Raw genomic sequence first — 22,360 nt, 5'->3', positions numbered from 1 at the left:
AACAAGATCGAGGTACCAGGACATGCGCAGGACCATCACCACCGCCGTCTCGCTGTGCGCCGGGGCGGCGCTGCTCCTCAGCGGCTGCGGGAGCGCGGAGCCGAAGCCGGCCCCGGAGGGCGGGAAGCAGCAGCCGCAGCCGGCGGGCTCGCAGGACCGGGGTCAGGGGCCCGCGCCGGCCCCGGCGGCCGGCGGTGGCGCGAAGCACGAGGTGACCCTGGAGGTCGGCGGCACCGGCAGGACGGCCGTCATGTACAGCGGCATCGGCAGCGGCTTCGAGCCGCAGATCCTGCCGTGGTCGAAGTCGGGCACCGCCGAACTGACCGCGGCGGAGCAGAAGGTGGGCTACCTGGTCAACGTGGTCCCGGGCACGATCACGGGCGCCGACGGCAAGCTCCAGCAGGCCCCCTGCACGATCAAGGTCGACGGCAAGGTGGTCGCGGAGAGCGACGGCGTCACGAACGCCAAGGGCTGCTCGTACACGATCAAGCAGTAGCCGGCGGCCCCGCGCGCCGCCTGCCGTCAGGCACGGGAGCGGCGCAGGGAGATCCGGAGCACCAGGGCGGTCTGGAGCAGGAGGAGCGCGCCGGTGCCGGTCGCCTGCCACAGCGGCCGGTCCGGGCGGCCGCCCAGGGACCACGCGGGCCCGTCCGGGTCGACGGTGACCATCAGCCGGGCGCCGACCGCGAGGTCCAGCGTCACCGGGCCGGGCAGGTCGCGGCCCGCTTCCGTGCGCAGCCGCAGCGACGGGGACATGGTCGAGCCGTCCTCCACCATCGTCCGCCGCGCGACCACCGCCACCTCCTCCCGGCCGCGATCGTGCAGGACGTGCCGGTCCCAGGTGATCCCACCCATGACCGCGACGCCGACCGCGGTGAGGGCCACGGCGGTACGGGCGACGAACTCGGCGTCCGTGCCGTGCGGTACGGCCGCACCCGCGACGAAGACGGCCAGCAGCACCGGTACCCAGAGGCCCTCCGGGCCGCGCAGCATCCAGATCGCCCCGAACTCCACTGCCAGGAGGAGGCAGTTGCGCAGCACCGCTGCCAGCAGCCCCCGTGTCCGATCAGCCATGGACACATCATGCCCGGCGGGTGCGCGGTGCCATGCGGGCCCGTGGCGGGTCCGTGCGGGTCCTTGCGGTCCGTGCGGGTCCGTGCGGGTCAGGCCGTCGTCATTCCTCCGTCAACGGTGAACTCGGCGCCCGTGACGTACGAGGACGCGTCCGAGCAGAGGAAGAGGACGAGCTCGGCGACCTCCTCCGGCCGCCCGATCCGCCCCAGGGGCAGGTGCGACCAGTCCCGGCCCTCGACCGCGCCGGCCACCATCGGGGTGTCGATGGCCCCCGGGTGCACCGAGTTCACCCGGATCCGGTCCCGGGCCAGGTCCAGTGCCGCCGACCGGGTCAGCCCGCGCAGCCCGAACTTGGTGGAACCGTAGGCCGCGTGGCCCCGTATCCCGACCAGCCCGGCGGTGGAGGAGACGTTGACGACGGAGCCGCCCCCGCCCGTGCGGAGCACCGGGGCCACGGCCTGGATGCCGAGGAAGGGTCCCAGCAGGTTGACCCGCAGGAGGGTCTCGAAGTCGTCGAGCCGCTGCTCCTCCACGTGGGCCGTGCGCCACAGGGCGGCATTGTTGACCAGCGCCGACACGGTGCCGAAGGCGCGTACCGACGCGGCGACCACCGCCGCCCAGCCCGCCGGTTCACCCACGTCGTGGCGGACGTACAGGCCCTGCTCCCCGAGCTCCGCCGCAACGGCCCGCCCCTCTTCCTCCCGGATGTCGGTGACCACCACCCGCGCACCGGCCCCGGCGAGGAGCCGCGCCGCGGCGGCGCCCTGGCCGCGCCCGGCGCCGGTGACGATGACGACCTTCCCGTCGAGTCCGGTGCGCACCACGGAGCCCCCTCGCTCGTATGCCTAATAGGCATACTTCTAGCAGTCGTGTCCGCAAGCGGGAAGGGTGCCGGGCGGGCGGTCGTGAACTGCGCGGCGTGGCCGACGACACGAACCGGCGCACGCTCCCCGCGACCGGCTGGGCGGTGCTCGGCCTGCTCTCCTTCCAGGAGAAGCTCTCCGGCTACGACCTGAAGAAGCGGTCGGACCTGTCGCTGCGCTCCTTCTACTGGAGCCCGTCCTTCAGCCAGGTCTACGGTGAGCTCAAGCGCCCGGAGAAGGCCGGCTACGCGACCTCGCGCCGGATCGGCCACGACACCGGGACGCGGGACAAGCGCGTGTACCGGATCACCGGTGAGGGCCCGGCGGCCGTACGGGAGTGGGCCCGGCGGACCCCGGTCGACCCGCCGGTCCTCAAGCACGGCCCGATGCTGCGGCTGTGGCCGGGCCACCTGCTGGAGCCGGAACAGATGCGCGAAGTCCCGCAGCGGCAGCGGGACTTCGCGGAGGAGATGCGCCGCGGCCCGGAAGCCCACGCGAAGGCAGACGCGGAGGCCGACGCGAAGGCCGACGCGGAGGCGACCGGCGACGTGCCGGCGGGAGCGTACCCGGCGGTGACCCTCAAGTGGGCCGAGCGCCACTACGCCTCCGAACGCGACCTGGCGGCGGCCGTGCCGGCCGACATCGAGGCACTGCCCCACCACCGCCCGCCCGGCCCGGAGACGCCCCGCCCGAACCGACCGCGGCGCCCGGGCGTTCGGCACTACCCTCGCTCCATGACGAGCAGCGCCATCAGCCTCCGCAAGGTCGAGGAGTCGGCTCCGGCCCTCGTGAACCTCTACAAGACCGCCGGGATATCCCTGCGCAAGTACGGCCTGGAGGGCGGCCGCGCCGCCGTCTACCTCGTCCTGGACTACTCCGGGTCGATGCGCCCGTACTACCAGGACGGCAGCGTGCAGGCCCTCGCTGACCGGGTGCTGGGCCTGTCCGCGCACCTGGACGACGACGCCCGCGTGCCGGTGGTCTTCTTCTCCACCGAGGTCGACGCCGTGGAGGAAATCACCCTGCCCGGCCACGAGGGCCGGGTCACCGAGATCGCCTCCCGCCTGGGCCACATGGGCAAGACGGCCTACCACGCGGCGATGGACGCGGTCATCGACCACTACCTCGACTCCGGGTCGACCGCCCCCGCCCTGGTCGTCTTCCAGACCGACGGCGGCCCGATCAACAAGCTGGCGGCCGAGAGGTACCTGTGCAAGGCGGCCCGGCTGCCGCTGTTCTGGCAGTTCGTGGGCTTCGGCAACACCCGCAGCACCCAGTTCGACTTCCTGCGCCGGCTGGACGAGCTGCCGGTCCCGGCGAAGCGGCCCGTGGACAACGCGGGCTACTTCCACGCCGGCCTCGACCCGCGCACCGTGCCCGACGGCGAACTGTACGACCGCCTCGTGGGGGAGTTCCCCGCCTGGCTGGCGGCGGCCCGCGGGGCGGGCATCGTGCGCGCCTGACCCCCGGGCGCCGGTGCCCGCGCTTTGATGGATGTATGACGCACACCAGTTGGGCAGTCTTCGAGAGGGCGGAACCGGACTTCGCGGCGGCCGTCCGGGCCCGTTTCGCGCAGTACCCGCATCACGTCCTGGCCACCCTCCGCAAGGACGGCTCCCCCCGGGTGGCCGGGCTGAACGTCGACATCCGGGGCGGGGAGCTGTGGCTCGGCATGATGGCCGGCTCGATGAAGGCCAAGGACCTCCAGCGCGACCCGCGCTTCGCGCTGCACACCAATCCGGGCGCGGGCGAGACCATGCCGGACGGGGACGTACGGATCTCCGGCCGGGCGGTGGAGCTCGTCGACCCGCCCGAACTCCACCGGTACGCGGAGGAGACGGAGACCCCGCACCCCTTCCACCTCTTCTACGCCGACCTGACGGAGGTCGTCCACATCGGTATCGAGGGGGACGACCTGGTGGTGCGGACGTGGCTCCCGGAACACGGCCTGCGCACCCAGCGCCGGGGCAACGACGACGAGCCACCCCGCGAGGACCCCGCCCCGGAGGACGAGCCCGGCGGCGGCGGCCTGCCGCTGCGGTGAGTACGTGTACTCAGGCGGGTGTCAGTACCGCTGGTTAGCGTTACGACGGTCCGACGAACGGACGACACGACCACCTGGGGGACGACATGAAGAAGCGCACGACGGCCCTGGCGGCCCTGGCCCCGGTCCTCGCCCTGACCCTGGCGGCGACCCCGGCCCAGGCCGCCCCGGCGGGGGAGATCATCGGCTACCCGGGCCCCGACGGGCTGATCTGGATCGCCGACCAGGCCGGCTCCAGCGGCTTCGTCTCGGGGGGCCTCTCATCCCGGCTGGACACGTTCATCACCTTCGGCTGCGCCGACGGCGGAAGCATAGAGGTCTCGTTCCGGCTCCAGGAACACCCGGACCGCGACCCGGCCCCGTTCACCGTCGAGTGCCCCGGCACGGACCCGACGGTCGTCACGGTCCCCCTCGGCACGGGCATCCACGGCGGATTCACCGCATGGGTGACGGCCTCGACCCCGACCACCCGCTGGGGCGCCACGGTCACCCAGCCCGAATAGCCCCGAATCCGCCGCAGCGCCCGCCGTACCCTGCGGGCGCTGCGGCACCCTGCGTCAGGCGCGCACCAGCTCGAAGCCGGCCCTGACCGTCTTGCCCACCACCTCTGGGCGCACCTCGAACTCGTCGGCGAGCGCGGCGACCATCAAGAGACCGCGTCCCCTTTCCGACGAGCAGCCGGGCCGACCCGGCAGCGGGTGACCCGGGCCGCTGTCACGCACCTCGATCCACACCCGTCCTCCCTCCCGTGTCAGCCGCACCGAGAACTCACGCCCGGGCAGGGCGCCGTGCAGTACGGCGTTCGCCGCCAGCTCCGAGGCGCAGAGGCGCATGTCGTCCCACCTCTGGGACACGCCCCAGCCGGCAAGCGTGTCACCGACGAACTGCCGGACCGCACGCGCCGAAACGCGAGCCCGGGGGAATCGCTGCTCTCGAAACGAAGACACGGACCTACCACCTCACTTTGTGCTTCCAAGGCAACACAGAACGTATCGCTGTTCGCGAAAAGCAGCAAGGTTTTCAGGGTGGGTGCACGCGGCGCCGTCGCATAACGTGGAGGCGACGGAACGGACTTCAGGCCTGGGAGGCACCATGAGCGGCAACGAGTGGACGAGTACGTCGATGCCGTACCTGACCGCGCGCCCGCCCGGCGCGCCGGACGCCTGGACGGACGAGGCCTCGAGCGCCGGGCGTCGAGGCGGTCAGCGCATCCTGCACGCCGGCGACACACCCGCTCCGGCCGCCGTCGCCGCCATGCTCGGCCTGGCCGCCGGAAGCACCGTCGTGGTACGCCGCAGGATCATTGAAATCGACCACGAGCCGACCGAGTTGACCGACACCTACTATCCCCCGGACATCGCCGTCGGAACCGCTCTCGCCGGCACGGCGAAGATCCGTGGAGGCGCCGTCACCCTCTTGGCCGCCCTGGGGCACATCGGCGTGCGCGTCGTCGAGAACGTGACGGCGCGGATGCCCAGCGACGAGGAGCGCGCAGGACTCCGCCTCGCGCCGGCTGAACCGGTTCTGCAACTCGCTCGCACCACCTACGACTCGGCGGACCGGGCCATTCAGGCGGACATCATGGTCATGCCCGCCGGACGCCATCAGGTTCGGTACGAGATCAGGATCGGATGACCTTGCCCAGCCACGAAGCCGATGATTTCGACCCGCGACCGCTCCATGTCCGGATCGCCGCCGATCTCCGCGAGGAGATCCTGAGCGGCGAGCTGGCGGCGGGTGCGAAGCTGCCCTCGACCACGCAGCTCAAGGACCGGTTCAATGCCTCCAATGCCACGATCCAGAAAGCCGTGCACCTGCTGAAGGACGAGGGACTCGCCGTCGGGCGGGCCGGAGCCGCGGTGACCGTCCGGGAGAACCGGCAGCGAACCGTCCGCCCGGCCGAATCCCTCACCACGGCGGCCGCCGGGGAGCCGTACCCCTGGCTGACCGGCGCCACGAACTCGCGGTCGTCCGCACGCAGTGTCCTGCTGTCCGTGGAGGAGGTGCCGGTCGCCGGTGACGTGGCCGAGGCCCTCGGTCTGCCGAGCGGCGAGTCGGCCGTGCGCCGCCGCCAGCTGATCAGCATCGAGGGTGAACCGGCCGAGCTGGTCACCTCGTACTACCCCCTGGACATCGCGCGCTCCACGGCTCTTGCCGAGCCTCGCCGGATCCGAGGCGGTACACCGACCCTGCTGACCTCCCTGGGATTCCCGCCGCGCCACAGCGTGGACCGGATCTCCGCGCGCGTGGCGACGCAGGAGCAGTACAGGGCCCTGCGGCTCCCCGGTGAGCTGCCGGTCCTGCGCACCCTCCGCACCGTGTACGGCGACGATGATCGACCGGTCGAGGTCACCGTCATGGTCAAGGCCGGCCACCTCTACGAGCTGCGGTACGAGTTCACCCCTGGAGCCTGACCGAACACGTCACAGCGCCCGCCACCCCTGGTCGGGGACGTGGCGGGCGCTGTGCCGGGTGTTCCGTACGCCGTTGTACGGACCGTATGAGGGGTCCCGCCCTTCGCGAGGCGGGGGCGCTTCCGGGGGCCCCGGCGTCGCACCGCCGGTCGGAGGCCGGCGCAGCCGGGCGAAGCCCGGGAGGCCGCCCACGGCCGAGCGGTGCGAGCACGGCGTCCGGAAGGAGTCGTGGCGGGCGCTGTGCCGGGTGTTCCGTACGCCCTTGTACGGACCGTATGAGGGGTCCCGCCCTTCGCGAGACGGGGGCGCTTGCGGGGGCCCCGGCGTCGCACCGCCGGTCGGAGGCCGGCGCAGCCGGGCGAAGCCCGGGAGGCCGCCCACGGCCGAGCGGTGCGAGCACGGCGTCCAGAAGGAGTCGTGGCGGGCGCTGTGCCGGGTGTTCCGTACGCCCTTGTACGGACCGTATGAGGGGTCCCGCCCTTCGCGAGGCGGGGGCGCTTCCGGTGACCCGCACCCGCACCGCCGGTCGGAGGCCGGCGCAGCCGGGCGAAGCCCGGGAGGCCGCCCACGGCCGAGCGGTGCGAGCACGGCGTCCGGAAGGAGTCGTGGCGGGCGCTGTGCCGGGTGTTCCGTACGCCCTTGTACGGACCGTATGAGGGGTCCCGCCCCTCGCGAGGCGGGGGCGCTTCCGGTGACCCGCACCCGCACCGCCGGTCGGAGGCCGGCGCAGCCGGGCGAAGCCCGGGAGGCCGCCCACGGCCGAGCGGTGCGAGCACGGCGTCCGGAAGGAGTCGTGGCGGGTGCTGTGCCGGGTGTTCCGTACGCCGTTGTACGGACCGTATGAGGGGTCCCGCCCTTCGCGAGACGGGGGCGCTTCCGGGCTACACCGTCAGGGAGCGGTCCGTCGGCTTGACCGGGTACGGGAGGGTGCTGCTGCCGGTCAGGAAGCGGTCGACGCCGCGGGCGGCCGAGCGGCCCTCCGCGATGGCCCAGACGATCAGCGACTGGCCGCGGCCCGCGTCGCCGGCGACGAAGACGCCGTCGACGTTGGTCGCGTAGGAGGCGTCGCGGTCGATGTTGCCGCGGGCGTCCAGGTCCACGCCGAACTGCTGGACCAGGCCGTTCGCCTGGTCGGTGCCCGTGAAGCCCATCGCCAGGGTCACCAGCTGCGCGGGGAGGACGCGCTCGGTGCCGGGCTTCTGGACGAGCTTGCCGTCGACGAACTCGACCTCGACCAGGTGCAGGGCCTTGACGTTGCCGTCCTCGTCACCCTCGAAGTGGGTGGTGGAGACGGAGTAGACCCGCTCGCCGCCCTCCTCGTGGGCCGAGGTGACCTTGTAGAGCATCGGGAACGTCGGCCACGGCTGGTTGGCGTTCCGCTCCTCGCCCGGCTTCGGCATGATCTCCAGCTGCGTGACCGAGGCAGCGCCCTGGCGGTGGGCGGTGCCCACGCAGTCCGCGCCGGTGTCGCCGCCGCCGATGACGACGACGTGCTTGCCCTCGGCGGTGATGGGCGGGGCCAGGAAGTCGCCCTCCTGGACCTTGTTCGCGAGCGGCAGGTACTCCATGGCGAAGTGGATGCCGCCCAGCTCGCGGCCCGGGACGGGCAGGTCGCGGGAGACGGTGGCACCCGCCGCGACGACCACCGCGTCGAACCGCTTGCGCAGATCCGTCGCCGTGATGTCACGGCCGACCTCGATGCCGGTGCGGAACTTGGTGCCTTCCGCGCGCATCTGCTCGATGCGGCGGTTGATGTGCACCTTCTCCATCTTGAACTCGGGGATGCCGTAGCGGAGCAGGCCGCCGATGCGGTCCGCGCGCTCGTAGACGACCACGGTGTGGCCGGCCCGGGTCAGCTGCTGGGCGGCGGCCAGGCCGGCCGGGCCCGAGCCGATCACGGCGACGGTCTTGCCCGACAGGCGCTCGGGGGCCTGCGGGGTGACGTCCCCGTTGTCCCACGCCTTGTCGATGATCGAGACCTCGACGTTCTTGATGGTGACGGCCGGCTGGTTGATGCCGAGCACGCACGCCGATTCGCACGGGGCCGGGCACAGGCGGCCCGTGAACTCCGGGAAGTTGTTCGTCGCGTGCAGCCGCTCCGACGCCGCCGCCCAGTCGTCGCGGTAGGCGTAGTCGTTCCACTCGGGGATCAGGTTCCCGAGCGGGCAGCCGTTGTGGCAGAACGGGATGCCGCAGTCCATGCAGCGGCCGGCCTGCTTGCTGATGATCGGCAGCAGCGAGCCCGGGACGTAGACCTCGTTCCAGTCCTTCAGCCGGTCGGCGACCGGACGGGAACAGGCGGTCTCGCGCGTGGTGGTGAGGAAGCCCTTCGGGTCAGCCATGGGTCGCCGCCTCCATCATCTTCTCCGTGGTCTCGGATTCCGAGAGTCCGGCGAGCCGAGCGGCGTCCTTGGCGGCGAGCACTGCCTTGTACGTGGTGGGGATGATCTTGCTGAAGCGGTCCACCGCGACGGACCAGTCAGCCAGGAGCTTCGCGGCCACGGTCGAGCCGGTCTCCTCCTCGTGGCGGCGCACCACATCGTGCAGCCACTGCTTGTCGGTGTCGGACAGGGCCTCGACGGCGCCCGCGTTGCCGACGTTGACGTTGTGCGGGTCCAGGTCGACGACGTAGGCGACGCCGCCCGACATGCCGGCCGCGAAGTTGCGGCCCGTCTCGCCGAGGACGACCGCCGTGCCGCCGGTCATGTACTCGCAGCCGTGGTCGCCCACGCCCTCCGAGACGACCAGGGCGCCGGAGTTGCGGACGCAGAAGCGCTCGCCGGTGCGGCCGCGCAGGAACATCTCGCCGCCGGTGGCCCCGTAGCCGATGGTGTTGCCGGCGATGGTGGAGTACTCGGCGAGGTGGTCGGCGCCGCGGTCCGGGCGGACCACGATGCGGCCCCCGGAGAGGCCCTTGCCGACGTAGTCGTTGGCGTCGCCCTCCAGGCGGAGGGTGATGCCCTTCGGGACGAAGGCGCCGAAGGACTGGCCGGCCGAGCCCGTGAAGGTCAGGTCGATGGTGTTGTCGGGCAGGCCCGCACCGCCGAACTTCTTGGTGACGTGGTGGCCGAGCATCGTGCCGACGGTCCGGTTGATGTTCCGGATGGCGACCTGGGCGCGGACCGGCTGGGCGGTTTCGGCGGACTCGGCGTTCAGCGCGTCGGCCGCGAGCTCGATCAGCTCGTTGTCGAGGGCCTTCTCCAGACCGTGGTCCTGCTCGATCAGGGCGTGGCGGACCGCGCCCTCGGGCAGCTCAGGCACGTGGAAGAGCGGCTCCAGGTCGAGACCCTGCGCCTTCCAGTGCGTGACGGCCTGGGTGGTGTCGAGGAGCTCGGCGTGGCCGACGGCCTCCTCGATCGTGCGGAAGCCCAGCTCGGCGAGGAGCTCGCGGACCTCCTCCGCGATGAACTCGAAGAAGTTAACGACGAACTCGGGCTTGCCGGAGAAGCGGTCCCGCAGGACCGGGTTCTGCGTGGCGATGCCGACCGGGCAGGTGTCCAGGTGGCAGACGCGCATCATGACGCAGCCGGAGACGACGAGCGGCGCGGTCGCGAAACCGAACTCCTCGGCGCCGAGCAGCGCGGCGATGACCACGTCGCGGCCGGTCTTGAGCTGGCCGTCGGTCTGGACGACGATGCGGTCGCGCAGCCCGTTGAGCAGCAGGGTCTGCTGGGTCTCGGCGAGGCCGAGTTCCCAGGGGCCGCCCGCGTGCTTGAGCGAGGTGAGCGGGGAGGCGCCCGTACCGCCGTCGTGGCCGGAGATCAGGACGACGTCCGCGTGGGCCTTGGACACGCCGGCCGCGACCGTGCCGACGCCGACCTCGGAGACCAGCTTCACGTGGATGCGGGCGACCGGGTTGGCGTTCTTGAGGTCGTGGATCAGCTGGGCCAGGTCCTCGATGGAGTAGATGTCGTGGTGCGGCGGCGGTGAGATCAGGCCGACGCCCGGGGTGGAGTGCCGGGTCTTGGCGACCCAGGGGTAGACCTTGTGGCCGGGCAGCTGGCCGCCCTCGCCGGGCTTGGCGCCCTGCGCCATCTTGATCTGGATGTCGTCCGCGTTGACCAGGTACTCGCTCGTGACACCGAAGCGGCCGGAGGCGACCTGCTTGATGGAGGAGCGGCGCGCCGGGTCGTACAGGCGGTCCGGGTCCTCGCCGCCCTCACCGGTGTTGGACTTGGCGCCCAGCTGGTTCATGGCGATGGCGAGGGTCTCGTGCGCCTCCTTGGAGATGGAGCCGTACGACATGGCGCCGGTGGAGAAGCGCTTGACGATCTCGGAGACCGGCTCGACCTCGTCGATCGGGATCGACGGACGGTCGGACTTGAAGCCGAAGAGGCCGCGGAGCGTCATGAGGCGCTCGGACTGCTCGTTCACGCGGTCCGTGTACTGCCGGAAGATGTCGTACCGGCGGTTGCGGGTGGCGTGCTGGAGGCGGAAGACCGTCTCCGGGTCGAACAGGTGCGGCTCGCCCTCGCGGCGCCACTGGTACTCGCCGCCGATCTCCAGCGCGCGGTGCGTGGCGGCGACGCCGGAGGCCGGGTACGCCTTGGCGTGGCGGGCGGCCACCTCCTTGGCGATGACGTCCAGGCCGGCGCCGCCGATCTTGGTGGCGGTGCCGTTGAAGTAGGTCTCGACGAACTCGTCGTTGAGGCCGACGGCCTCGAAGACCTGGGCGCCGCGGTAGGAGGCGACGGTGGAGATGCCCATCTTGGACATGACCTTCAGGACGCCCTTGCCGAGCGCGTAGATCAGGTTCTTGATGGCCTGCTCCGGCTCCAGGCCGGACAGGAAGGTACCGGCGCGCAGCAGGTCCTCGACGGACTCCATGGCGAGGTACGGGTTGACCGCGGCGGCGCCGTAGCCGATGAGCAGGGCGACGTGGTGCACCTCGCGGACGTCACCGGCCTCGACGAGCAGGCCCACCTGGGTGCGCTGCTTGGTGGCGATGAGGTGGTGGTGCACGGCGGCGGTGAGGAGCAGCGACGGGATCGGCGCGTGCTCGGCGTCGGAGTGCCGGTCGGAGAGGACGATGAGGCGGGCGCCGTTGGCGATGGCCGCGTCGGCCTCGGCGCGGATCTGCTCGATCCGGGCGGCGAGGGCCTCGCCGCCGCCGGAGACCCGGTAGAGGCCGGAAAGGGTGGCGGCCTTCATGCCGGGCATGTCGCCGTCGGCGTTGATGTGGATGAGCTTGGCCAGCTCGTCGTTGTCGATCACCGGGAAGGGCAGGGTGACGCTGCGGCAGGACGCGGCGGTCGGCTCCAGCAGGTTGGACTGCGGGCCGATCGAGGACAGCAGCGAGGTGACGAGTTCCTCGCGGATGGCGTCCAGCGGCGGGTTGGTGACCTGCGCGAAGAGCTGGGTGAAGTAGTCGAAGAGCAGCCGGGGGCGCTCGGACAGGGCCGCGATCGGGGAGTCCGTGCCCATGGAGCCGAGCGGCTCGCCGGCGGTACGGGCCATCGGCGCGAGGATGACGCGCAGCTCTTCCTCGGTGTAGCCGAAGGTCTGCTGGCGGCGGGTGACCGAGGCGTGCGTGTGCACGATGTGCTCGCGCTCGGGCAGGTCCGTCAGCTCGATCTCGCCGGTCTCCAGCCATTCGGCGTAAGGGGCGGCGGTGGCGAGCTCGTTCTTGATCTCGTCGTCCTCGACGATCCGCTTCTGGGCGGTGTCGACGAGGAACATCTTGCCGGGCTGGAGGCGGCCCTTGCGGACGACCTTGGCCGGGTCGATGTCGAGGACGCCGACCTCGGAGCCGAGGACGACGAGGCCGTCGTCGGTGACCCAGTAGCGGCCGGGGCGCAGGCCGTTGCGGTCGAGGACCGCGCCGACCTGGGTGCCGTCGGTGAAGGTGACGCAGGCGGGGCCGTCCCAGGGCTCCATCATCGTGGAGTGGTACTGGTAGAAGGCGCGGCGGGCCGGGTCCATGGAGGCGTGGTTCTCCCAGGCCTCCGGGATCATCATGAGCACGCTGTGCGGCAGCGACCGGCCGCCGAGGTGGAGCAGCTCCAGGACCTCGTCGAAGGAGGCCGAGTCGGAGGCGTCCGGGGTGCAGATGGGGAAGATGCGGTCGAGCGCGCCCTCGCCGAAGGCGGTGGACGCGAGCTGGGACTCGCGGGCCTTCATCCAGTTGCGGTTGCCCTTGACCGTGTTGATCTCGCCGTTGTGGGCGACGAAGCGGTACGGGTGGGCGAGCGGCCACGACGGGAAGGTGTTCGTGGAGAACCGGGAGTGGACCAGGGCGAGCGCCGAGGCGAAGCGGCGGTCGGAGAGGTCGGGGAAGAAGGGCTCCAGCTGGCCGGTGGTCAGCATGCCCTTGTAGACGATGGTGCGGGCGGAGAGCGACGGGAAGTACACGCCGGCCTCGCGCTCGGCGCGCTTGCGCAGCACGAACGCCTTGCGGTCCAGCTCGATGCCGGTCGTCCCGTTGCTCACGAAGAGCTGGCGGAAGGCGGGCATGGTGGCGCGGGCGCCGTTGCCGAGCAGGTCGGGGGTGACCGGGACCTCGCGCCAGCCGAGGACCGTGAGGTTCTCCTCGGCGGCGATGGCCTCGATCTGCTCCGCGGCGACGGCCTGTGCGGTGCCGTCGGCGGGGAGGAAGGCGATGCCGACGGCGTACGCGCCGGCCTCGGGGAGCTCGAATCCGGCGACCTCGCGCAGGAAGGCGTCCGGCACCTGGGACAGGATTCCCGCGCCGTCGCCGGAGTCCGGCTCGGAGCCGGTGGCGCCACGGTGCTCGAGGTTCCGCAGAACGGTCAGGGCCTGCTCAACGAGGGTGTGGGTGGCCTCGCCGGTGAGGTTCGCCACGAATCCGACGCCGCAGGCGTCCTTCTCGTTGCGCGGGTCGTACATGCCCTGCTGGGCGGGGCGACCGTCCATGGGCGACCAGGCGGTGTTCAGGCCGGTCGCGGAGTGCGTGGATGCGGAACGCATCGGCTCTCCCGTCGTCGTCGTGGCATATGTGCATAGCCGAGGGACGACGTTGGCCCTCTGCGAGAAATTTCGTGCAGATTACATGATGACGACTATCCCGAGAAGCGGATATGCCATTCCAGCATGCGGACACTGCGCGAGGCAGAAAGAGGGGACTTCCGCGGCACGGGGGCGGAGGTCCTGGCACAGGGCGGGCATCGTTGCCCGCCCGGAGTCCTGGAGTGATGCCCGGCGGACACGGGATCGAAACCGCCGGGTAACGGACTACTTATGTTGCGTACTGCATAGTGTCTCACTCCCGGGCCGGTCAGCCTATGGCTCCGCCGATCCAGGTTCCCAGGACGTACGTCACACCGGCCGCCGCGCCGCCGAGCAGCAGCTGGCGCAGGCCGCTGTACCACCACGACCGGGCGGTGACCCGGGCGACGACCGCACCGCAGGCGAAGAGACCGGCCAGGGCGAGCAGCACCGCGGGCCACAGGGCCGTGGCGCCGAGCAGGTAGGGCAGTACGGGGAGCAGCGCGCCCAGCGCGAAGGAGCCGAAGGACGAGACGGCGGCGACCAGCGGCGACGGCAGGTCGTCGGGGTCGATGCCGAGTTCCTCGCGGGCGTGGATCTCCAGGGCCTGCTCGGGGTCGCGGGAGAGCTGCACGGCGACCTCGCGGGCGAGCGCCGGCTCGACGCCGCGGGAGACGTAGAGCTCGGCGAGCTCCTCCATCTCGTCGACGGGGTGCTTGCGCAGCTGCTGCCGTTCGATGTCGAGTTCGGCGAGGACCAGCTCGCGCTGCGAGGCGACGGAGGTGTATTCACCGGCGGCCATCGAGAAGGCCCCGGCGGCGAGACCGGCGAGGCCGGTGATCACGACGGTCTGCGGGGCGACGGCTCCGCCGGCCACGCCGGTCATGAGGGCGAGGTTGGAGACGAGCCCGTCCATCGCGCCGAAGACGGCCGGCCGCAGCCATCCGCCGTTGACGTCGCGGTGGGTGTGGTTGTCGCGGTGGGCGGTGTGCAGCGGTGCTTCGATGTCGATGATGGACATGCGTGTTGTCTCCCCTTTTCTCCCCATTGGTGCGAACGGACGCCGTGACACGTCCCGCTCCCCCCTGAACACCTCGAAACTACGCACGATTTTCGCGGCCCGCCAGCAAGGAAGGCCGTACTTACCTGCGGTTTTGCGGGTCGGCGACCGGGTGACGCCGGTGTTCCCGGGGTGTTTCGCGGCGCGCGACAAACCGGATGACATGGCACAAATCCCCCAAGGGCTCATGATGGGCCCCATCCACGTGGGAGAGGCGCGCCAATGGAGCCGGTGAGGCAGATTGCATGCGATCCGCAGGTCCTCCTCGAACGGGCCCGGGGCGCTCTTCTGGGACTCGCGGTGGGCGACGCGCTCGGCGCCCCCGCGGAGAACATGAAGCCGTCGCAGATCCGGGCCACATGGGGCCGCATCGAGGGCTTCGTGACGGAGGACCCGGCGGGCACGGACGACACCGAGTACGCGATCTTCTCGGGGCTGCTCCTGGCGCGCCACGGCTCGGCGCTCACCGTCTCCCACGTCGAGCGGGCGTGGCACCACTGGATCGCCGACCTCGACGAAGGCCCGTTCCGCGGTGCGGGGTTCTCGGAGCGCGGCACGCTGGAGAACCTCCGCCGCGGCCTGGCGGCGCCCATCTCGGCCCAGCACCGGCACGCGTGGTCGGACGGACTGGCCATGCGGGCCGCGCCGTTCGGGGTGTTCGCCGCGGGCCGGCCCGCCGAGGCGGCACGGCTGGTCGCCATCGACGGCACGGTCAGCCACGACGGCGAGGGCATCTACGGCGGCCAGGCGGTCGCGGCGGGCGTGGCGGCGGCCATGGCGGGCGGCAGCCCGGCGTCCGTCGTCTCCGCCGCCCTCTCGGTGATCCCGTCGGACTCCTGGACGGCTCGCTCCCTGCGCCGGGCGGTCACCGCCGCCCCGCGCGGGGAACGGGCGGTGCGCTCGGCGGTCGTCATCGGCGGCTACCCGTGGACGGACCTGGCGCCGGAGGCGGTGGGCCTGGCCTTCGGCGCGTTCGCCGCCTCCGGCGGCGACTTCGCCGCCTCCGTCCTGACCGCCGTGAACATGGGGCGCGACGCCGACACCACCGCCGCGGTGGCGGGCGCCCTGGCCGGCGCGATGTCGGGCGCGACGGCGATCCCCGCCGCCTGGGGCTCCGCGATCGGCCCGGTACGCGGCAGCTGCCTGCCGTCGATGCGGGGCTACCACGTCCTGGACATCGCGGACCTCCTCACCCCCGAATACGAGGCCGCCCGATGACCGCGACCCCCCTGAACGAGCCCACCCCGCCCGACGTCGCCCCGGCCCGGCCACCGGAGTCCCTGACCCACCTGGCACCGGCGGACGGGCGGGGTCCGGGGGCGAACGCTCTGCCGAGGCCCGTGCCGGCGCACCCGGCGCCCCCCGCGGACCCGGCCCGCAGCAGTCCCGCCTCTGCGCCGGTCCGGGGGCCCCAGCACAGCGCGCGGTCCGCGGAGGCCGACGCGACGGCGGTCCCCGCGACCGGCGCCTGCCCCGGGGCGACGGCAGCCCCGGGGCTGGGCGCCCCGGCGGACCGGGCCGCCCTCGCGCCCTCGTACGCGCCACCGCCCTCGTACGCGCCACCGCCGACCGACCCGGCGGGTCCCCCCGTCCTCGGCCCCGGGGCGCCCCGGACGACGGAGGTCACGCCCGGGCCGGTACCGGCCTTCACACCGGTGGCACGGCCGCACCCCGAACCGGCCGACGAGGACACGAGCCGGAGGGCCCGGACGCCGGCGGGCGGGCCGGTGGCGGACCCGGACCCCGCAGGCCCGGCCGCCCTCCGTCACGCTGCCGCCGCCCCGCAACCACATGCGTCGTTGCCGGCCGTACCCGCGGTACCGGACCCCGGGCCGACGGACGCGGTCGGCGGGGCGGGCCCCACCTGTCCACCCGTGGTCATCTCGGCGGCCGGCCCCGGGGCAGGGGTCCGGCCGGCCGGGCTGCCCGCGGGCGCGGCGGAGCCGGGCGCCGGGCCGGCCGCCGTGTCCCCCACCGGGCTCGTGGAGCGCGGTGCCCCGGCCGGGCCGGGGCCCCGGGGCGTGCTCCTGGTTCCGGGGAGGGCCGGGGCGGGGCACCACCGGGCCCCCGCACCCGCGCACCGCAGCGCGACCCGCGCGGCCGGGCTCCCGGCCGGATTCCCGGCACGGGGCCCGGCCCCCGACCGGCGTCCCATCGAGGGCCTCCTGCTCGGGCTCGCCGCCGGTGACGCGGCCGGGTGGCCCGCGGCCCGCCACCGCGCCAGCCGGATGCCCGAGTGGACCCGCCGCCTCACCCGCGAGCTCGACACCTTCGCCGAGCAGAACGCCACCACCACCCTCCCCGTCCCCATCGCCCTCAACCAGCCCCCGGAGCCGCTGCGCCTCGGCCCGTCCGACGACGCCGAGTGGGCGGCGTTCGTGGCCGAATCCGTACTCACCGCCGCCGGCGTCCTCCTCAGCGACCTGTCCCGCTCCCGCCGCATGCGCGCCGCCATCGACCTCGCCTGGAACGCCCTCGCGTCCGAGGTCGCCGCCGCGGCGGAACGCGCACCCGAGGTCGAGTCCGCCGTCCTGCCCCTGCGCGCCCGGATCTCCGTACGCGCCGGCCTCGGCAACCTCGCCGCCGGCCTGCGCCCGCCCGCCACCGGCCACGACAACCCGCACTACTTCGACGACGCCGCCTGCGTCCGCGCCTGCGTGCTCGCCGTCGTCCACCCCGGCGACGCCGCGGCCGCCGCCGACCTCGCCGAGTTCGACGCCCGCTACACCCAGGACGGCGACGGCGTGCACGGCGCCCGCGCCATGGCCGCTGCCGTCGCCACCGCCCTCACCACCGCCGACGTCGACGCCGCCGTGGACGCCGCCCTCGCCCGGCTCCCCGCCGCCACCGAGATCGGCCGCAACGCCCGCCACGCCGTCCGCCTGGCCCGCGCCCACACGGAGGACGGGGCCTGCGCCGGCGCCTTCGCCATCGTCCCGATCCTTGAACACGAGATCGTGGACCACGTCTACAGCTACGGCATCGCCGCCGCCGAGACCGTCCCCGTGGCCCTCGCCCTCGCGACCGCCGCCCGCGGCCGGGCCACCGAGGCGGTACCGGCCGCCGCCTGCCTGTCCCGTGTCGCGGACTCCGCCCCCGCCCTCGCCGGCGCGCTCACCGGCGCCATCGGCGGCGGCGACTCGATTCCCGCCGCATGGCGCGAGGCCTGCCGCACCCTGTCCGGCTGCGCGCTCCCCCGCCTCGCCGGCACCGACCTCGTGCAACTCGCCGCGCTCCTCGCCGGCACCGAACTCACATCGCCCAGGACCGCCCCGCCGGAGCGGTCACCGCACGCGTGATGCGGCGGCTTCCAGCCCGGCGGCGCCGCTCAGGACGTGTCGCCACGCCTGCGCCGGCACGTCGGGGGCAAGGTGGTAACCCTCCCGCACGCACCGGCTGCGACCAGTGTTTCCGGACAAGGAGAGTGGAATGACGCTCACGTTGGAGGACCGGGCCTGCGGGGCCCTGGTCGGCGCCGCCGTCGGTGACGCGCTCGGCGGCCCCGTGGAGGGCTGGACCCCGGACCAGATCCTCGAACGGCACGGCGGCCGCGTCCACGGCATCGTCGGCCCGTGGCACGAGAACTGGCGCACGGCCCGCCCGATCGCCCCGTACCACAAGGGCGACGGGAACGTCACGGACGACACCTTGATGACGCACGCACTGGTACGGGTCTACGCGACCGTACGGGACCACCTCGACGCCCACGCCGTCGCCGAGCACCTGGTCCCCGACCTGATGTCCGTCCCGCGCTGGATCCCCGAACTGGAGGCCGAGGCGCTGCCGTTGCAGCGGATCTTCCTCGCGGAGAAGTGGATGGTGACCCGCCTGCACTACGCGCACGTCGACCCGCGCGAGGCCGGCAGCGGCAACATCGTCAACTGCGGCGCGGCCATGTACATGGCGCCGGTGGGCATCGCCAACGCGGGCAACCCCGCGGGCGCCTACGCGGAGGCCCTCGACATCGCCGGTGCGCACCAGTCCTCGTACGGGCGGGAGGCGGCGGGCGTGTTCGCGGCGGCCGTGGCGGCGGCCTGCGTGCCGGGTGCGACGGCGGCGGACGTGGTGGACACCGCGCTGTCCCTGGCGAAGGACGGTACCCGGGCCGCGATCGCCGCGGTCCGCGAAGCGGCCGGCGGTCACCGGGACTTCGAGTCGGCTCTCGTGCCGCTGCGGGCGGCGGTGGCCCCGTACGACTCGGTCGGCCCGGACTACCGCAACCCCTCGCTCGACGCCCGCCGCCCGTCCCGCCTGCACGCCATCGAGGAACTCCCCGTCGCACTCGGGATGCTGCTCGTCGCGGACGGCCGGTACGAGGGGGCCGTGCTCGGGGCGGTCAACTACGGGCGGGACTGCGACTCCATCGCCACCATGGCGGGGGCGATCGCCGGAGCCCTGGGCGGCGAGGCCGCGGTCCCGGCCGGCTGGGCGAAGCAGGTGGCCGAGGCCAGCCGTCTCGACCTGCACGCCCCCGCCGTGACGCTGGCCGCCGTGGCGCGGGAGATCTTCGCCCTGGACCAGGAGCGCCGCCGCGCCCACGCATCGGCCTTCGCCGCGATCGCCACCCCGCGATGACGCCCGCCGCCCCCTGCGACCCCCCTCGCCGGCCCGGTGGCGACCCGGCGCCCAGGACGGCCCGGCCCACCCTGACCACCGGCCCGCAGGTGGCCGGAACCCGCGCCCCCGCGGCCGGCCGGCGCCCGGCTGACGGGACCCGCTCGGCCCCTCCGGAAACCCACGCCGCCTCCTCCCCCGGCGCAGCGTCTCCCACCGGCCCGACGGCTGCCCGCCGACCGCTCGGCAGGAACCCTTCCGACACCCCGTCACCGCCGCCGTCCGGACCCGCCCTCCGCCCCTCGCTGCGGGGCCCGGCCGGGGAGCCTCCCGATGGGCCCGCGCCCGGTACGGCGCCCGCCCACGGGCCGGGGCCCGTCCGACCCGGAACCGGCGCAGCGCCCACCACCGGGCCGGCGGCCATCCGCCGAACGGCCGGCATCGGCGTCGCCGCCGCCCCCGACGCCGCGGGCCGGAAGCCCTGCACGGGGCCGGCGCGGGCCCCTTCCGCCGCTGACACCCGGGCCGCCGCCGGGGCAGCGGGCGGCGCAGACCCGGCCCGGGAGCGGTCCGATCCACCCGTACCCGGCACGGCCACGGCCACGGCCACGGCCACGGCCGACCGGTGTCCGGCCGGTCCGTCGGCGGAGGCGGGCGGGGTACGGCTGACGTGGGCGCAGCCCGAGGACCTGATCGGGCACGAGCTGCGTCAGGCGGCCGAGGACGGCCGCGATCCGGGCCCCGCCCGGCGGGCATGGTCCGCGGCGGGCGGCCACCCGGCGCCCGAGCGTGCCGGGGCCTCTCCGGCCCCGGCGCCCCCGCACCTGCGTGCGCTGGCCACCCGTCTGCTGGACGAACTCGCCGCCCTGCCCTCCCCGTTGTCCGCCGACGAGCCGACCTCCTGGCCGGCCGTCACCGCGGCCACCGCCCAGAACCTCCGCCTGCCGTCGGACCACCCGCGGACGGCCCCGGCCCCGGACGGCCCGATCACCGGCCGGGCCCCCCAGGCCCCACCCCCTGGTACCCGCGCCGACCGGGGACGCGCGCACTGCGCACCTGCAGCCGTGGCCGAGCCCGGTCCCCCGGCCGGCCCGGCCGGCCCCCGCCCGGGACCCGGGTGTCGGCCGCGGGGCACGGCCGGGGCCGGGAGCGTCGTGCCGGAGGGCGACCTCGCGGGGCACGGAAGCGGACTGCGCGAGCGGCTGGAGGCCGCCTGGGTCGGCCGGGCCGTCGGGTGCCTGCTCGGGAAGCCTGTGGAGAAGCTGCCCCTCGACGGGATCCGCGCCCTGGCCCGCGCCGCGGGCAACTGGCCGCTGGACGACTGGTTCACCGCCCGCGGCGTCCCCGCGGAGCTGCTGGCCGCGTACCCCTGGAACCGCCGCTCCGCCCCCACCTCCCTCGCCGAGACCATCGACGGCATGCCCGAGGACGACGACCTCAACTACCCCCTGCTGAACCTGCGCCTGCTCCAGCGCTCCGGCAAGGCCTTCACCACCGCGGACGTCGCCCGCCTGTGGCTCGACGAGCTGCCCGCCGGCCGTACCTTCACCGCCGAACGCGTCGCCTACCGCAACCTCCTGCTCGGACTGGAGCCCCCCGCCACCGCCACCCACCACAACCCCTTCCGCGAGTGGATCGGCGCCCTCATCCGGGCCGACGTGCACGGCTGGACCAACCCCGGCGATCCGGCCGCCGCCGCGGCCCAGGCACACCGGGACGCCGTGCTCACCCACACCGGCAACGGCGTCTACGCCGCCCTCTTCGTCGCCGCCGCCACCGCCCGAGCGGCCACGGGCCGCGCGGACGTCCACACCGCCCTGCGCGCCGGGCTGGCCGCCGTACCGCCCCGTTCCCGCCTCGCCGAGGCGATCCGCTTCGGGATCCGGACGGCCGGTGAGGAAGCGGACTTCGACCTGGTCGTCGACCGGCTGCACGCCCGCTACGGGCACTACCACTGGGTCCACGCCGTCCCGAACACCGCCCTGATCGCCGCCGCCCTCACCCACGCCGACGGGGACTTCACCCGTTCCGTCTGCCGTGCCGTGTCCGGCGGCTGGGACACCGACTCCAACGGCGCCACCGCCGGCGCCCTCGCCGGGCTGCTCGCCGGCTCTCCGGAACGGATCCCGCACCGCTGGACCGGCCCCCTCAAGAACCGCCTCGCCACCACCGTCCCCGGCTTCGACGGCATCGGTTTCGACACCCTCGCCCACCTCACCGCACAGGAGGCAACACGCTCATGACGGCCATCGCCGTGCTCGGCAGCACCAACATGGACCTCGTCGCCTACGTCCCCAAGGCCCCCCTGGCCGGGGAGACGGTCACCGGCCGCGCCTTCCGGACCGTCCCCGGCGGCAAGGGCGCCAACCAGGCCGTCGCCGCCGCCCGTTCCGGCGGGAGGGTGGTGATGATCGGCGCGGTCGGGGCCGACGAGTTCGGCGTACGGCTGCGCTCCGCGCTCACCGCCGCCGGCGTCGAGACGGCGGGTCTGCGCACCGTCGAGGGCGCCAGCGGCACCGCGCACATCACCGTGGACGACGAGGGCTGCAACCGCATCGTCGTCATCCCGGGCGCGAACGGCAGCGTCACCGGCCTGGAAGCGGGCGACGAGGCCCGGATCGCCGCCGCCGGCGCGCTGCTCCTCCAGCTCGAACTCCCCCTGTCCGCCGTTCTCGCCGGCGCCCGCGCCGCCCGTGCGCACGGCGTCCGTACGGTGCTCACCCCGGCTCCGGCGCAGCCGCTGCCCGCCGAACTCCTCGCCGCCACCGACCTCCTGGTGCCCAACGAGCACGAGGCGGCCGCCCTGACCGGCCTGACCGACCCCCGGCAGGCCGCCGAGGCACTGCTGGCCACCGTGCCCGAGGTGGTCATCACCCTGGGTGCGGCCGGGGTCCTCCACGCGGCGCGCGGCCGGGACCCGCTGACGGTGCCCGCGCCCCGGGTCCGGGCCGTGGACACCACCGCGGCCGGGGACACCTTCGTCGGCGCCCTGGCCGTGGCCCTGGGCGAGGGCCGGCCCGTCCCCGAGGCACTGCGCTGGGCCTCGGCGGCGGCAGCGCTCTCGGTACAGCGCCACGGAGCCCAGGACTCGATGCCGACCCGTGCCGAGACCGACTCCTTCGCCCTGGCCGACTGGGAGGCGGAGCACGAGCAGCGTGCCCCGGCTGCCTCCGGCCCCGCCGACCCCGGAGCCGGAGCCACCCCGTGACCCCCGCCGGGTCCGAGCGCGCGCCGGGGCGACCCCCGTCCTCCCTCGCCGGGGCCGAGCCGGAGCGATCCCCCCAACCAGCCGACCACACCCCGGCCGCCCCTTCCGACCCCGCCGGGACCGGAAGCCTGCCGGAGCGATCCCCCCAACCAGCCGACCACACCCCGGCCGCCCCTTCGGACCCCGTCGGGGCCGGGA

General features: G+C 73.9%; 17 protein-coding genes. 11 read left to right on the top strand and 6 right to left on the bottom strand.

The window, feature by feature from the left end; all coding sequences use genetic code 11:
• Positions 1 to 22 precede the first annotated feature (22 nt).
• Complete coding sequence (locus tag AC2RP6_RS28560; protein ID WP_486448774.1) at positions 23 to 496, top strand: hypothetical protein; 474 nt, start codon at positions 23 to 25, stop codon at positions 494 to 496.
• A 26-nt stretch (positions 497 to 522) separates the two neighbouring features.
• Here the strand turns inward: AC2RP6_RS28560 and AC2RP6_RS28555 are convergent, their stop codons facing one another.
• Positions 523 to 1,074 (bottom strand): hypothetical protein, encoded by a 552-nt coding sequence (locus AC2RP6_RS28555; RefSeq protein ID WP_486448773.1) that lies wholly within the window; start codon positions 1,072 to 1,074, stop codon positions 523 to 525.
• Positions 1,075 to 1,163: 89 nt separating this feature from the next.
• Positions 1,164 to 1,895 carry a glucose 1-dehydrogenase gene (locus tag AC2RP6_RS28550; RefSeq protein ID WP_486450480.1) on the bottom strand — a complete coding sequence of 244 codons (732 nt, stop codon included), beginning with the start codon at positions 1,893 to 1,895 and terminating at the stop codon, positions 1,164 to 1,166.
• A 776-nt stretch (positions 1,896 to 2,671) separates the two neighbouring features.
• Between AC2RP6_RS28550 and AC2RP6_RS28545 the strand changes: the two genes are divergently transcribed.
• From AC2RP6_RS28545 to AC2RP6_RS28535, 3 genes are all read left to right on the top strand, one after another.
• Positions 2,672 to 3,400 (top strand): VWA domain-containing protein, encoded by a 729-nt coding sequence (locus tag AC2RP6_RS28545; RefSeq protein WP_486450479.1) that lies wholly within the window; start codon positions 2,672 to 2,674, stop codon positions 3,398 to 3,400.
• Positions 3,401 to 3,435: 35 nt separating this feature from the next.
• On the top strand, positions 3,436 to 3,981 hold the full coding sequence (locus AC2RP6_RS28540) for a pyridoxamine 5'-phosphate oxidase family protein (RefSeq protein ID WP_486448772.1): 546 nt from the start codon (positions 3,436 to 3,438) through the stop codon (positions 3,979 to 3,981).
• Positions 3,982 to 4,067: 86 nt separating this feature from the next.
• Positions 4,068 to 4,484: a hypothetical protein gene (locus tag AC2RP6_RS28535; RefSeq protein ID WP_486448771.1), complete on the top strand. Its 417-nt coding sequence runs from the start codon at positions 4,068 to 4,070 to the stop codon at positions 4,482 to 4,484.
• Between the two features lie 54 nt (positions 4,485 to 4,538).
• On the opposite strand, the gene AC2RP6_RS28530 is transcribed toward AC2RP6_RS28535, so the two are convergent.
• Positions 4,539 to 4,928, bottom strand: coding sequence for an ATP-binding protein (locus AC2RP6_RS28530; protein ID WP_486448770.1), 390 nt, complete (start codon positions 4,926 to 4,928; stop codon positions 4,539 to 4,541).
• A 145-nt stretch (positions 4,929 to 5,073) separates the two neighbouring features.
• Here AC2RP6_RS28530 and AC2RP6_RS28525 point away from each other — a divergent pair, with 145 nt between their 5' ends.
• Positions 5,074 to 5,616, top strand: a complete 543-nt coding sequence (locus tag AC2RP6_RS28525) for a GntR family transcriptional regulator (protein WP_486448769.1) — start codon at positions 5,074 to 5,076, stop codon at positions 5,614 to 5,616.
• Entirely contained in the window at positions 5,613 to 6,395 is a 783-nt protein-coding gene (locus tag AC2RP6_RS28520) for a GntR family transcriptional regulator (protein ID WP_486448768.1), read from the top strand. Before AC2RP6_RS28525 ends, AC2RP6_RS28520 begins: the two co-directional genes overlap by 4 nt.
• A gap of 881 nt (positions 6,396 to 7,276) precedes the next feature.
• Here AC2RP6_RS28520 and AC2RP6_RS28515 read toward each other — a convergent pair.
• The 3 genes from AC2RP6_RS28515 to AC2RP6_RS28505 form a co-directional block, all read right to left on the bottom strand.
• Positions 7,277 to 8,737: a glutamate synthase subunit beta gene (locus tag AC2RP6_RS28515; protein WP_486448767.1), complete on the bottom strand. Its 1,461-nt coding sequence runs from the start codon at positions 8,735 to 8,737 to the stop codon at positions 7,277 to 7,279.
• The gene (gltB, locus tag AC2RP6_RS28510) at positions 8,730 to 13,268 is read right to left on the bottom strand and encodes a glutamate synthase large subunit (RefSeq protein ID WP_486450478.1); all 4,539 of its coding nucleotides are present in this window, start codon (positions 13,266 to 13,268) and stop codon (positions 8,730 to 8,732) included. Before gltB ends, AC2RP6_RS28515 begins: the two co-directional genes overlap by 8 nt.
• Before the next feature lie 361 nt (positions 13,269 to 13,629).
• Entirely contained in the window at positions 13,630 to 14,361 is a 732-nt protein-coding gene (locus tag AC2RP6_RS28505) for a VIT1/CCC1 transporter family protein (protein ID WP_486448766.1), read from the bottom strand.
• A 261-nt stretch (positions 14,362 to 14,622) separates the two neighbouring features.
• On the opposite strand from AC2RP6_RS28505, the gene AC2RP6_RS28500 reads away from it, so the two are divergent.
• The 5 genes from AC2RP6_RS28500 (at position 14,623) to rbsK (ending at position 22,162) form a co-directional block, all read left to right on the top strand.
• A complete protein-coding gene (locus AC2RP6_RS28500) occupies positions 14,623 to 15,618 on the top strand; it encodes an ADP-ribosylglycohydrolase family protein (RefSeq protein WP_486448765.1) in 996 nt (331 codons plus the stop codon).
• On the top strand, positions 15,615 to 17,699 hold the full coding sequence (locus tag AC2RP6_RS28495; protein ID WP_486448764.1) for an ADP-ribosylglycohydrolase family protein: 2,085 nt from the start codon (positions 15,615 to 15,617) through the stop codon (positions 17,697 to 17,699). Before AC2RP6_RS28500 ends, AC2RP6_RS28495 begins: the two co-directional genes overlap by 4 nt.
• A gap of 130 nt (positions 17,700 to 17,829) precedes the next feature.
• Entirely contained in the window at positions 17,830 to 18,975 is a 1,146-nt protein-coding gene (locus AC2RP6_RS28490; RefSeq protein ID WP_486448763.1) for an ADP-ribosylglycohydrolase family protein, read from the top strand.
• Positions 18,972 to 21,197 carry an ADP-ribosylglycohydrolase family protein gene (locus tag AC2RP6_RS28485; protein ID WP_486448762.1) on the top strand — a complete coding sequence of 742 codons (2,226 nt, stop codon included), beginning with the start codon at positions 18,972 to 18,974 and terminating at the stop codon, positions 21,195 to 21,197. The genes AC2RP6_RS28490 and AC2RP6_RS28485 overlap by 4 nt, the downstream gene beginning before the upstream one ends.
• Positions 21,194 to 22,162: a ribokinase gene (rbsK, locus tag AC2RP6_RS28480; protein WP_486448761.1), complete on the top strand. Its 969-nt coding sequence runs from the start codon at positions 21,194 to 21,196 to the stop codon at positions 22,160 to 22,162. The genes AC2RP6_RS28485 and rbsK overlap by 4 nt, the downstream gene beginning before the upstream one ends.
• Positions 22,163 to 22,360 lie beyond the last annotated feature (198 nt).

This window comes from Streptomyces sp. WAC03905 (genome assembly GCF_057371075.1).
This window is presented reverse-complemented; position numbering and strand designations above follow the sequence as displayed.